This window comes from Methylorubrum podarium, from assembly GCF_022179745.1.
In the GTDB taxonomy this organism is placed as follows: Bacteria; Pseudomonadota; Alphaproteobacteria; order Rhizobiales; family Beijerinckiaceae; genus Methylobacterium; species Methylobacterium podarium.
The window spans coordinates 1-12162 of the sequence record NZ_BPRD01000127.1; the positions used below are offsets into that span (position 1 = coordinate 1).

At 70.4% G+C, this 12162-nt stretch carries 11 protein-coding genes and 1 riboswitch; of the genes, 10 read left to right on the forward strand and 1 reads right to left on the reverse strand.

What is annotated here, in order from left to right; all coding sequences use genetic code 11:
- Positions 1 to 640, reverse strand: a 640-nt coding sequence (locus tag MFF42_RS06685; protein WP_238255051.1) for an ATP-binding cassette domain-containing protein, incomplete at its 3' end; no start/stop codon positions are given.
- Here MFF42_RS06685 and MFF42_RS06690 point away from each other — a divergent pair.
- The 10 genes from MFF42_RS06690 to uca all read left to right on the forward strand — a co-directional run.
- Positions 618 to 986, forward strand: a complete 369-nt coding sequence (locus MFF42_RS06690) for a hypothetical protein (protein WP_238255052.1) — start codon at positions 618 to 620, stop codon at positions 984 to 986. The genes MFF42_RS06685 and MFF42_RS06690 overlap by 23 nt on opposite strands.
- 203 nt (positions 987 to 1189) lie before the next feature.
- A riboswitch (guanidine-I (ykkC/yxkD leader) is annotated at positions 1190 to 1299 on the forward strand.
- Between the two features lie 404 nt (positions 1300 to 1703).
- A complete protein-coding gene (locus MFF42_RS06695) occupies positions 1704 to 2714 on the forward strand; it encodes an ABC transporter substrate-binding protein (protein WP_238255053.1) in 1011 nt (336 codons plus the stop codon).
- A gap of 14 nt (positions 2715 to 2728) precedes the next feature.
- Complete coding sequence (locus MFF42_RS06700) at positions 2729 to 3790, forward strand: ABC transporter permease (RefSeq protein WP_238255054.1); 1062 nt, start codon at positions 2729 to 2731, stop codon at positions 3788 to 3790.
- On the forward strand, positions 3787 to 4761 hold the full coding sequence (locus tag MFF42_RS06705; RefSeq protein WP_373875147.1) for an ABC transporter ATP-binding protein: 975 nt from the start codon (positions 3787 to 3789) through the stop codon (positions 4759 to 4761). Before MFF42_RS06700 ends, MFF42_RS06705 begins: the two co-directional genes overlap by 4 nt.
- The gene (locus MFF42_RS06710) at positions 4758 to 5558 is read left to right on the forward strand and encodes a creatininase family protein (RefSeq protein ID WP_238255055.1); all 801 of its coding nucleotides are present in this window, start codon (positions 4758 to 4760) and stop codon (positions 5556 to 5558) included. Before MFF42_RS06705 ends, MFF42_RS06710 begins: the two co-directional genes overlap by 4 nt.
- Positions 5559 to 5562: 4 nt before the next feature.
- Positions 5563 to 6936: a type III glutamate--ammonia ligase gene (gene glnT, locus MFF42_RS06715; RefSeq protein ID WP_238255056.1), complete on the forward strand. Its 1374-nt coding sequence runs from the start codon at positions 5563 to 5565 to the stop codon at positions 6934 to 6936.
- Between the two features lie 12 nt (positions 6937 to 6948).
- Positions 6949 to 7320, forward strand: a complete 372-nt coding sequence (locus MFF42_RS06720; RefSeq protein WP_238255057.1) for a cupin domain-containing protein — start codon at positions 6949 to 6951, stop codon at positions 7318 to 7320.
- Positions 7321 to 7556: 236 nt separating this feature from the next.
- Complete coding sequence (locus MFF42_RS06725) at positions 7557 to 8369, forward strand: urea amidolyase associated protein UAAP1 (protein ID WP_238255058.1); 813 nt, start codon at positions 7557 to 7559, stop codon at positions 8367 to 8369.
- Positions 8370 to 8384: 15 nt separating this feature from the next.
- A complete protein-coding gene (locus tag MFF42_RS06730; RefSeq protein WP_238255059.1) occupies positions 8385 to 9002 on the forward strand; it encodes an urea amidolyase associated protein UAAP2 in 618 nt (205 codons plus the stop codon).
- Positions 9003 to 9008: 6 nt separating this feature from the next.
- Positions 9009 to 12162 (forward strand): urea carboxylase (gene uca, locus MFF42_RS06735; RefSeq protein WP_238255060.1); only part of this gene is annotated, 3154 nt, incomplete at its 3' end.

Genomic DNA, 12162 nt, shown 5'->3' on the forward strand with positions numbered 1-12162 from the left:
CCGGGCGGGCCACGATCTCCTCGGGCTGTCCGATCTGGACCACCTCGCCGTCCTTCATCAGGACGATGCGCCCGCCCAGCGCGATGGCCTCGTCGAGATCGTGCGAGACGAAGACGATGGTCTTCTTGAGCTTGCGCTGGAGGTCGCGCAGCTCCGCCTGCATGTCGCGCCGGATCAGGGGATCGAGGGCGCTGAAGGCCTCGTCCATGAGGAGGATGTCCGCATCCGCCGCGAGCGCCCGCGCGAGACCCGCGCGCTGCTGCATGCCGCCGGACAATTCGTTGGGGTACTTCGATTCCCAGCCCTTGAGGCCGACGAGCTCGATGGCCTGCATCGACCGCTCGGTGCGCTCCTTGTCGGAGACGCCCTTGATCTCGAGCCCGAAGCCGACATTCCCGAGGATGGTCCGGTTCGGCAGCAGGGCGAAGTGCTGGAAGACCATGCCGAAGGTCTTCTGGCGGAAGGCGAGCAGCTCCTTGCGGCCGAGCCGGGTGACGTCCACCCCGTCCACGACGATGCGGCCGCAGGACGGCTCCACGAGCCGGTTCATGCAGCGCAGGAGCGTCGATTTGCCGGAGCCGGACAGTCCCATCAGGACGAGGATCTCGCCCTCTTCGATGTCGAACGAGATGTCGCGCAATCCGACGACGGCTCCGCAGGCGGCGGCGACGTCGCTCTTGCGCTTTCCCTGCGCGATCAGATCGAGCGCCTTGGCGGAGTTCGAGCCGAATATCTTGCTGATACCTTCAAGATTGATCCGGCCCATGGGCGAAACCTTTCAGTGTGTGGCGATATCGTCCTTGACGGAAATTTTTATAGTTTTATCTTGGACGATCAAAGGTTATTTCCAGTCATTCCAGGTGGCTTGTCGTATTGCGACGTTTTATTGGCGCCGGCCGACGTTCCAGCAATTTACCGCCACAATCGGCGGGCTTCGCCGGGGCGTGCCGCGATTCCGGGCAATGTTGTCCAAAAAAGTTGCATGATATGTGCGGGATTTGAGCAGGGCGACGTCCGTTGCGGCCCCGCCAGCGAAGGTATCGGCAGCCGGTCGCCGTACCGCCCGTCCATGCCGGATGCCAATTCACGCCGCACGGCGCTCAAAACATGGGCATGAACGATAAAAAGTTGCGCAGGCGCGGGATGTTCTTTGCTTGACCAGCAAAAACACAGATCTTAGAAAAGTCATCGAGTTGATCGCTAGGGTTCCAGCATCGCTTCGATGTGTTCGGTCCGAGAGCGGTTGCCGCGGCGGGAGACATCCGCCCGGATGCACGGCGGGATAAAAGCCCGGGAGACCTCACTGGCCAGAGATTGGCAAGGACAGGTCTTGTACAATCTCTTTCTGTATTGGAAGGGACGTATGCCCGGCAGAGCCTCCGAGACCGTCGTCTCGACATCTTCGATCAACACTTGGGCCCACCCCGCGATGCTTGCCGCGCCGGGCGTGGTCGCGCCGGCCGGCCTCGGCCGCCGGCCCGCCCCGGCCGTGCCTCCCGACGGCTTCCCCGACATCGTTTCGTAGGCGGCGACGGCGCGTCGAGCCGCGCCGTCGCCCAGCCTCCCTCCTTTCCGGCGCTTCGGCTCCGGCTCTCCAACGATGGGCTTTTCCGCCCGTCGCTGCCCGTCGGCGCGCGCAGCATCGACGAGCGCCCGATCCGCACCCGCAAGCCCGACGAGACGGCCCTCCCAGGAGACGAGACATGCGCATCCCGAGTCTGATCACCGGCGGCCTCACGGGCGTCCGGCGCGGCCTGTCCGCTCTCACCCTCGCGCTCGGCCTCCTCGCCGCGCCGATGGCGCAGGCCGCCGAGCCGCTGCGCATCGGCTACAGCGACTGGCCGGGCTGGGTGGCGTGGCAGGTCGCCATCGAGAAGGGCTGGCTCAAGGAGGCCGGCATCGACGCCAAGTTCGAGTGGTTCGACTATTCCGCCTCGATGGACGCCTTCTCGGCGGGCAAGCTCGACGCGGTGACCTGCACCAACGGCGACGCCCTCGTCATGAGCGGCAACGGCGCCCGCAACGTCATGATCATGCTCACCGACTACTCGAACGGCAACGACATGATCGTCGGCAAGCCGGGGGTGAAGTCGCTGGCCGACCTGAAGGGCAAGAAGGTCGGCCTCGAAGTCGGCCTCGTCGAGCATCTCCTCCTCATCGACGGACTGCAGAAGGCCGGGATCAAGGAGAGCGACGTCACCCTCGTCAACGCCAAGACCAACGAGACGCCGCAGGTCCTCGCCTCCGGCGACGTCGCGGCCATCGGCGCGTGGCAGCCGATCGCCGGCCAGGCCATGCGCGGCGCGGCCGGCGCTCGTCCGCTCTACACCTCCGCCGACCGCCCGGGCCTGATCTACGACGTGGTCACGGTGACGCCCGCGAGCCTCGCCGCGCGGCGGTCCGACTGGATCAAGTTCGTCGGCCTGTGGGACCGGGTCGTCGGCTATATCCAGGACCCGAAGACGCAAGCGGACGCGGTGGCCATCATGGCGGCCAAGGTCGGCGTCGAGCCGGCCGTGTTCACCCGCTTCCTCAAGGGCACGAAGCTCCTGACGCTGGCCGAGGGCCGCGCCGTGATGAAGGACGCCGACGGCTTCGGCTCGCTCTACGGTTCGAGCCGGCACGCGGACGCCTTCAACGTCAAGTTCGAGGTCTACAAGACCCCGCAGGACGTGAAGGCCAGCATCGACCCGGCGCTGACCGACGGCAAGTGAGGGGGAGCGAGCCGATGCGCGCGCCGCAGACTCGACGCCGGTCCGACGGGGACGCCGCTCCGGCGGAAGCGGTCGCCCCGCTCCCGCCGGTCGCCACGGTGCCCCCCGTCGCCGGGCGGGCGCGGCGCTCCTGGGTCGGCGCGGCGCGTCCGCTGTCGCCGCGGCGGCGCATCACGCTCACCCTCCTCTCCTTCCTCCTGCCGCTCGGCCTCTGGGCCGCCGTCTCCTACCTGCCCTTCCTCTGGCATCCGCTGATCGAGGTGACCGAGCCCGGCGACGTGGCCTGGATGGAGCCCGGCATGCGGGTGCCGCGGGCGGCCTTCTCCGAGGAGGTCGCGGCGGCCCAGGGGGCCGGCACGGCCGTGCCCGAGGGCCGCGCGGCGAATCCCGTCTACCTGCCGGCGCCGCACGAGGTCGCGGTCGCCTTCTGGACCACGCTCACGGCGCCGCCGCCCCAGCGCGACGCGATCTGGCTGCCGGCCAGCCTGTGGCACTCGATCCAGATCATATTCTGGGGCTTCACGCTCTCGTCCCTCGTCGGCGTGCCGCTCGGCGTGCTCTGCGGGGCGCAGCCGACGATCGCCCGGCTGACCGAGCCCGTGATCGAGTTCGTGCGCTACCTGCCGGCGCCCGCCTTCGGCGCGCTGATGGTCGCGATCCTCGGGATCTACGACGGGCCGAAGATCGCCATCATCGTCATCGGCACCTTCTTCCAGCAGGTGCTCGTCATCGCCAACACCACGCGCCGGGTCGATCCGCTCCTGGTCGAGGCGGCGCTCACCATGGGCTCGCGCAACCTGCGCCTGATCCGCCGGGTGATCGTGCCGGCGGTGCTGCCGCAGATCTACCGCGACCAGCGCATCCTGCTCGGCTGGGCCTGGACCTACCTGATCGTCGCCGAGCTGATCGGCACGTCCTCGGGCATCACCTTCTTCATCACGCAGCAGGCCCGCTACCAGCACTTCGACAACGTCTACGCGGCGATCCTCGTGATCGGCCTCGTCGGCATCGCCACCGACATCGCCCTGGCCCTGATCGGCCGCCGCCTGTTCCCCTACGCGAGGGCCGAGGCATGAGCGATGTCATGAATGACGGTCTGTGTGATCGCGTGAGCGCGTCCGCCCCGATCCCGCTGACCGCCGAGCCCTGCGACTACCGCAGCCAAGGCGAGGCCGTGCGCGCCCGCTTCGACCGGCTGAAGGCCCGCGACGTCGCCCTGCGGGTCGAGGGCCTCGGCAAGGTCTTCCGCAATGCCGACGGCGCCGAGACGGTCGCCTTGCGCGGCATCGACCTCGTCACCCACCGCCGGGAATTCCTCTGCGTCGTCGGGCCGTCGGGCTGCGGCAAGTCCACCTTCGTGCGCATCCTCGCCGGCCTCGAGACCAAGAGTTCCGGCACCGTCAGCGTCGGCGGCGTGCCCGTCTCCGGACCCGGCGCCGACCGGGGCATGGTGTTCCAGGGCTACACCCTGTTCCCCTGGCTCACGGTCAAGCGCAACGTCGCCTTCGGGCTCGAGGAGAACGGCGAGTCGCGCCACGTCGCCGAGCGCGAGGCGGCGCAGTGGCTGGCGCTCATCGGCCTGGAGCGCTTCGCCGACGCCTACCCGCACCAGCTCTCGGGTGGCATGAAGCAGCGCGTGGCGATCGCCCGCGCGCTCGCCATGCGCCCGCGCATCCTGCTGATGGACGAGCCGTTCTCGGCGCTCGACGCGCAGTCCCGCGCCCGGATGCAGGCCTACCTGATCGAGATCTGGCGCAAGATCGACATCACCATCGTCTTCATCACCCACGACCTCGACGAGGCCGTCCATCTCGCCGACCGCATCCTCGTCCTGAAGGCCCATCCCGGCGAGGTCGAAGAACTGATCGAGGTGCCGGTGCCCCGGCCGCGCCATCCCGGCCAGAGCCTGACGCCGGAATTCCGCGCCACCCGCGCCCGGCTCGACGCGCTGATCCATCCGGGCGAGGCCGAGGCCGACGGCCCGGCCGATCTCGGCGGCCTCGACATCGTCACCCGCATGGCGAGCGTGGGGGACGAGGTCGAATGAGCCCGCTCCCGAGCCTCCCCGTGCTCTGGTCCGAACGCACCTGGGAGGAAATCCCCGGCGACCTCACCCGCGCCGCGGGGGCCGCGCTGCTCCCCGTCGGCGCCACCGAGCAGCACGGGCCGCATCTCGGCTGCGGCATGGATTTCGTGCTGGCCGACACCCTCTGCCGCGAGGTCTCGGCGCGCACGGGCGTCCTGATGCTGCCCACCCTCCCCTACGGCTGCTCGCTGGGCCATTCCCGGCGCTGGCCCGGAACGATCGCCCTCGACCCGCTGCTGATGACCGATCTCGTCCGACAGATCGGCGCCCAGGCCTATCACTCGGGCGTGCGCCGCCTGTTCCTCGTCAACGGGCACGTCACCAACGCCGCCCCCCTGCGCTGCGCGCTCGAACTGCTGCGCGCGGCCCACGACGACCTGATGGTGGCGCTCGTCAACACCGCCACCGTCAGCGAGCGGGTGCGCTCGGCCCATTTCGCCGACGCCGAGGACTGGCACGCCAACCGGGCCGAGACCGCGCTGATGCAGGCGCTCGCCCCCGCCCTCGTCCGCGAAGACCGCATCGCGGAGTCCGACGACCCGGACCGCACCGGGGGGCTCGTCTTCGCCCACCCGGTCAACCGCACCAGCCGCAACGGCGTCACCGGCTCGCCCTCGCGGGCGAGCCCGGCGGAGGGCGCCGAGCTGTTCGCCTGGATGGTCGAGGACCTCGCCGCCCTCGTCCGCCGCGGGCTCACCGAGACCCCGCCCCTCCCCCATTCCTACGACGGCCGGGCCGTCGCCCCGAAAGGAGCCTGAAGCCATGGGCCACACCAGCGATATCGATCCGGCGATCCGCGCCGTGCAGGACGACCTACGCAGCAAAGGCGTGAAGTACGTCATCGGCGCCTATGTCGACATCCACGGCGCGCAGAAGGCCAAGGTGGTCCCCCTCGACCACCTGCCGCAGATGGCGGCCGGCTCCGAGCGCTACACCGGCTACGCCCTCGACGGTCTCGGACAGGCTCCGAACGAGGACGAGCTCGCCTCGGTCCCCGACCTCTCGCGCGTCATCCCGCTCCCCTGGGAGAGCAGGCTCGCCTGGGCGCCGGCCGACCTCACCTCCCGGGGCAAGCCCTACCCGCTCTCGACCCGTGTCGCCCTGAAGAACGTGCTGAAGCAGGCCGAGGCCATGGGCTTCGGCTTCAACCTCGGCATCGAGTGCGAGATCTTCCTCTTGCGCCAGGCCGCCGACGGCTCGCTGCACACGCCGGTCGCGGACGATAAACTCGTGAAACCCTGCTACGACGTGCGCGGCTTCGTCGACAACTTCTCCTGGCTCGACAAGGTCGCGACCACGATCAACGATCTCGGCTGGGATCTGTACTCGTTCGACCACGAGGATGCGAACGGCCAGTTCGAGTTCGACTTCCAGTACGCCGACGCGCTCACGACCTGCGACCGGCTGACCTTCTTCCGCATGATGGCGAAGCACTACGCCAAGGAGGAGGGGCTGATCGCGACGATGATGCCCAAGCCCTTCGCCGACCGCACCGGCAACGGCGCCCATTTCAACATGTCGCTCTCCGACGCCGAGACCGGCCGCAACCTGTTCGCCTGTGCGCCGGGCGACGATCCCCGGGGCTTGGGCCTCACCGAGACCGGCTACCACTTCATCGGCGGCGTGCTGCGCCACGGCCGGGCGCTCTGCGCCGCCTTCGCGCCGACGGTGAACAGCTACAAGCGCCTCGTGCGCCAGGGGGCGATGGCGGGCTTCTCCTGGGCGCCGGTCTTCAACTCCTACGGCTCGAACAACCGCACCAACTCGGTGCGGGTGCCGGCCGGGGGCGGGCGCTGCGAGAGCCGCAACGCCGACGGGGCGGTCAACCCCTACCTCGCCGCCGCCCTGGTGCTCGCGGCGGGCCTGGAGGGCGTGCGCGAGCGGATCGATCCCGGCGCGCCCAACGAGGACAACCTCTACGAACTGAGCGACGCCGAGCGGAAGGAGCGCGGCATCGAGTTCCTGCCCCAGACCCTGCAGGAGGCGATCGACGCCTTCGCCGCCGACCCGCTGGTCGAGGCCACCCTCGGCGCCGGCCTCCGCGAAGAATTCATCCGCTACAAGCGCGAGGAGTGGAACGCCTACCATCTCACGGTGAGCCCGTGGGAGATCGAGCGCTACAGCCACCTGTTCTAGGCGGAGGCTTCCGTGACCAAAGTCATCGCCTTCGCGACCTCTGCCGCCGCGCCCTCGACCTACCGGCCGGCGCCCGAGCGCATCCTGGCCGGCGACCCCGTCCAGACGGCGACGCTCCACTTCACCAGCGCCGACGGGCGCTTCTCCGCCGGCACCTGGGCGGCGGAGCGCGGGACCTGGCGGGTCGTCTTCACCGAGAGCGAGTTCTGCCACCTGCTGGAGGGCGTCATCGTCGTCACCGACGAGGCGGGCGAGAAAACCACCTTCCGCGCCGGCGACGCCTTCGTGTCGCCGGCCGGCTTCACCGGCACCTGGGAGATTGTCGAGCCCGCCCGCAAGCTCTTCGCCTTCTACGAGGGGCCCTCGGCGCCCGACCACCCGTGACCGTCCCACCCTCACCCTCATCCTGAGGTGGTGAGCGTCAGCTCAGCCTCGAAGGAGCGCTCCAGCCGGCCGCGCGATCCCTGGAGCCCTCCTTCGAGGCCGCTTCGCGGCACCTCAGGATGAGGGGAGAGGGTGAGACCGAGCATCGAAATCAACAGAAGATCGGCCTGCCGGGACGGCCCGGCCGCGACGGGGCTCCTGAGCCGGGACGACCCGGCCCCATCGGAGACACGACCATGTCGGACGAAGCGAGCGTGATTGCGGAAAACCGCCGCCGCTACGAGGAGCTGAAGCGGGCGGGCCAGGGCCACGCCCCCCGCGCCCTGCCCGGCCCGAGCCCCCGCGGCGGCCTGCCGCTCGACGCGGGCACGATCCTCCACCGCGAGACGATCCCCGGCGGCTGGTACTGGACCACCGCGCTCAAAGCCGGCGAGGCGCTCCGGCTCAGCCTCGACCACGGCCCGTCGAGCGTCGCCCTGGCGGCGTGGTCGGCCACCGATCCGAGCGAGCGGCTGAACACCGCCGACACCGTCAAGATGCAGTGGACCGCCGCCCTGCGAAAGGGCCGGGTGCTGTTCTCCGACATGGGCCGCGTGATGCTCTCGCTCACGGAGGATTCCTGCGGTGCCCACGATGCGCTCGTCGGCGGCTCCAATGCCGCCTCGAACGCGGCGCGCTACGCCGGCGGTCCCCACCGCAACACCCGCGACAACCTCGTGCTGGCCGCCCTCAAGAGCGGTCTGGAGCGGCGCGACATCCCGCCCTGCGTCTCGTTCTTCGCCCCCGTCGTCGTCGGGCCGGAGGGCCGCTTCGCCTGGAACGAGGCCGGCCGCGCGGCGGGGGATTTCGTCGACCTGCGCGCCGAGATGGACCTGACCGTCGCCCTCTCGAACTGTCCCCACCCCCTCGATCCGGCACCCGACTACGCGCCGAACCCGGTCGCCGTCACCCGCTTCCGGGCGCCCGCCCCGGCATCGGACGACCTCTGCCGCACCGCCACGATCGAGGCCGTGCGCGGCTTCGAGAACAACGCCGCCGCCGGCTTCTGAAGGGGAGGCAGACCGATGACCGACACCGTGACCGCGCTCTTCGATCAGGTGGTGCCCGCGCAGGCGCCGTTCTCCACGCTCGTGCGGGCGGGCCAGACGATCCGCATCGAGGATCTGGAAGGCTGCCAGGCCGTCGATACCCTGTTCTACCGGGCCGACGACCTCACCGAGCGCTACTCCGCCCAGGACACCCTGCGCGAGCAGGGCGCGGCCTACGTCACCACCGGCACGCGGGTGATGTCGAGCGAGGGCCGGGTGATGCTCACCGTCACCGCCGATTCCTGCGGGCGCCACGACACCTCCGCCGGGGCCTGCTCCTGCGAGAGCAACACCGTCCGCTTCGGCCACGCCACGAAGTATCTCCACGCCTGCCGCGAGAATTTCGCCATCGAGGTGGCGAAGTACGGCCTGTCCAAGCGCGACATCGTGCCGAACATCAACTTCTTCATGAACGTGCCGATCGAGCAGGACGGCGGGCTCGCCATCGTCGACGGCGTCTCGTCGCCCGGCGACTACGTCGAGCTCAGGGCCGAGATGGACGTGATCTGCGTCATCTCGAACTGCCCGCAGATCAACAACCCCTGCAACGGCTTCAACCCCACGCCGATCCGCGTGACGGTCCGCGAGGGCTGACCCGAGATGTTCGCCAAGGTTCTGGTCGCCAATCGCGGCGAGATCGCCGCCCGCGTCGTGCGCACGCTGACGCGCATGGGCATCGCGTCCGTCGCCGTCTATTCCGACGCCGACCGCTTCACGCCGGGCGTGCTCGCCGCCGACGAGGCCGTGCGCCTCGGGCCGGCGCCGGCCGCGCAGAGCTATCTCGACGTCGAGGCCGTGATCGCCGCCTGCAAGGAAACAGGCGCCGAGGCCGTCCATCCCGGCTACGGCTTCCTCTCCGAAAATGTCGGCTTCGCCGAGCGGCTGGCGGCGGAGGGGATCGCCTTCATCGGTCCGCGCCCGGAGCATCTGCGCGCCTTCGGCCTCAAGCACACCGCCCGCGAACTGGCCAAAGCCAGCGGCGTGCCGCTCCTGCCCGGCACCGATCTTCTGCCGGACGTGGAGGCCGCGCTGAGCGCGGCCGAGGCGATCGGCTATCCGGTGATGCTGAAGAGCACCGCGGGCGGCGGCGGCATCGGGATGCAGCTCTGCCATTCGGCGCAAGAGCTGGCCGAGCGCTTCGCCGCGGTGGAGCGGACGGCCCGCGCCAGCTTCGGCGATGCCCGCGTCTACCTCGAACGCTTCGTGGCGCAGGCCCGCCATGTCGAGGTGCAGATCTTCGGCGACGGGCAAGGCCGCGTCGTGGCCTTGGGTGAGCGCGACTGCTCGCTCCAGCGCCGGAACCAGAAGGTGATCGAGGAGACGCCCGCCCCCGGCCTCTCCGACGCGACCCGCGCCCGGCTCCACGCCGCGGCGGTGGCGCTCGGTGAGAGCGTCGCCTACGCCTCGGCCGGCACGGTCGAGTTCATCTACGATCCCGCCCGCGAGGATTTTTCCTTCCTCGAAGTGAACACGCGGCTCCAGGTCGAGCACCCGGTGACGGAGGCCGTGTTCGGCATCGACCTCGTGGAATGGATGGTGCGCCAGGCCGCGGGCGAGGATCCGATCGCGGCGGCCGGGCCGCTCGCACCGCGGGGGACGGCGATCGAGGCCCGGCTCTACGCCGAGATCCCGCACGCCAATTTCGCACCGAGCGCCGGCCTGCTGACCGAGGTGCGCTTTCCCGACACCGCCCGCATCGACGGCTGGATCGCCACGGGCACCGAGGTCACGCCGTTCTACGATCCCATGCTCGCCAAGATCATCGTCACCGGTGCCGACCGGTCGGCCGCCATCGCGGCGCTCCGGGCGGCGCTCGGCCAGACCGCCGTTTCCGGCATCGAGACCAACCTCGACTACCTGCGCACCATCGCCGCCTCCGACCTCTTCGCGAGCGGCCGGGTGGCGACGACGGCCCTGCGCGATCTCGAATACCGCCCCAACAGCATCGAGGTGCTGCTGCCCGGCCCGCAATCGAGCCTGCAGGAGCTGCCCGGCCGGCTGGGCCTGTGGGAGGTCGGCGTGCCGCCGAGCGGGCCGATGGATGCCCGCTCCTTCCGCCTCGCCAACGCCCTGGTCGGCAACGACCGGGACACCTGCGCCCTCGAACTGACCGTCTCCGGCCCGACGCTCCGCTTCCACGCGGACGCTCGGGTGGCGCTGGCGGGCGCCGCGATGCGGCTCACCCTCGACGGCGCGCCGCGCCCCCACGGCGCGGCCTTCCCGGTCAGGGCGGGACAGACGCTCGCCGTCGGCGCGATCGAGGGGCCGGGCCAGCGCGCCTATCTGGCCCTGCGCGGCGGTTTTTCCGCGCCGGCCGTGCTCGGTTCCCGCGCCACCTTCGCGCTCGGCGCCTTCGGCGGCCACGCCACCGGGGTGCTGAAGGCCGGCGACGTGCTCCATCTCGGCGACGCGCCGACGGTGGAGGCGGCCCCGCCCGAGCCCGCGCCGCTGACGCATGCCTGGGAGATCGGCGTCGTCTACGGCCCGCACGGGGCGCCGGACTTCTTCCAGGAGGCCGACATCGCCGACCTGTTCTCGGAATCTTACGAGGTGCACTTCAACTCGGCCCGCACCGGCGTGCGGCTGATCGGCCCGACCCCGCGCTGGGCCCGCAGCGACGGCGGCGAGGCGGGGCTCCACCCTTCGAACCTGCACGACAACGCCTACGCCGTCGGCGCCATCGACTTCACCGGCGACATGCCGATCCTGCTCGGCCCCGACGGCCCGAGCCTCGGCGGCTTCGTCTGCCCGGGCGTCATCGCCCGCGACGAATTGTGGAAGATGGGCCAACTCCGGCCCGGCGACACCGTGCGGTTCCGGCCGGTGGAACGGCCGGAGGATGAAGCACTGGCGAAAGCCCTCCCCCCTCTGCGGGGGAGGGTGCCCGCGGAGGGGAGAGGGAACACGCCCGGCTCCCCCATCCTCGCCCGCGACGAGACCGGTCCGGTCCCCGTCGCCTACCGGCGGCAGGGCGACGACAACCTCCTCGTCGAGTACGGCCCGATGGCCCTCGATATCGGCCTGCGCCTGCGCGTCCACCTCCTCGCCGAAGCGGTGCGCGCGGCGCGGCTGCCGGGCCTGATCGACCTGACGCCGGGCATCCGCTCGCTGCAGATCCACTACGACGGCACGGCCCTGTCGCGCCCCCGCCTCCTCGGCCTGTTGCGCGAGATCGAGGCCGGCCTGCCGGCCGCCGAGGATGTGAGCGTCCCGAGCCGAACGGTGTACCTGCCGCTGTCGTGGAACGACCCGCAGGCCGAACTCGCCATGCGCAAGTACCAGGAACTGGTGCGCCCCAACGCGCCCTGGTGCCCCTCGAACATCGAGTTCATCCGCCGCATCAACGGCCTGCCCGACGAGGCGGCGGTGCGAAGCATCATCTTCGACGCGAAATACCTCGTGATGGGGCTCGGCGACGTCTATCTCGGCGCGCCGGTGGCGACCCCGGTCGATCCGCGCCACCGCCTCGTCACGACGAAGTACAACCCGGCCCGCACCTGGACGCCGGAGAACGCGGTCGGCATCGGCGGCGCCTACATGTGCATCTACGGCATGGAGGGGCCGGGCGGGTACCAGCTGTTCGGGCGCACGATCCAGATCTGGAACACGTGGCGCATGACCCGCGAATTCGTGCCCGACCACCCCTGGCTGCTCCGGCCCTTCGACCGGATCCGCTTCGTCCCCGTGAGCCACGCCGAACTCACCGAGGCGCGGGCCGCCTTCCCGCACGGGGCCTATCCGATCCGGATCGAGG

Coding starts and splice junctions, on each gene's coding strand:
- MFF42_RS06710 (WP_238255055.1), top strand. CDS start 4,758: ATGAGCCCGCTCCCGAGCCTCCCCGTGCTCTGGTCCGAACGCACCTGG.
- MFF42_RS06705 (WP_373875147.1), top strand. CDS start 3,787: ATGAGCGATGTCATGAATGACGGTCTGTGTGATCGCGTGAGCGCGTCC.
- MFF42_RS06690 (WP_238255052.1), top strand. CDS start 618: ATGTCGAACGAGATGTCGCGCAATCCGACGACGGCTCCGCAGGCGGCG.
- MFF42_RS06700 (WP_238255054.1), top strand. CDS start 2,729: ATGCGCGCGCCGCAGACTCGACGCCGGTCCGACGGGGACGCCGCTCCG.
- MFF42_RS06725 (WP_238255058.1), top strand. CDS start 7,557: ATGTCGGACGAAGCGAGCGTGATTGCGGAAAACCGCCGCCGCTACGAG.
- glnT (WP_238255056.1), top strand. CDS start 5,563: ATGGGCCACACCAGCGATATCGATCCGGCGATCCGCGCCGTGCAGGAC.
- MFF42_RS06695 (WP_238255053.1), top strand. CDS start 1,704: ATGCGCATCCCGAGTCTGATCACCGGCGGCCTCACGGGCGTCCGGCGC.
- MFF42_RS06730 (WP_238255059.1), top strand. CDS start 8,385: ATGACCGACACCGTGACCGCGCTCTTCGATCAGGTGGTGCCCGCGCAG.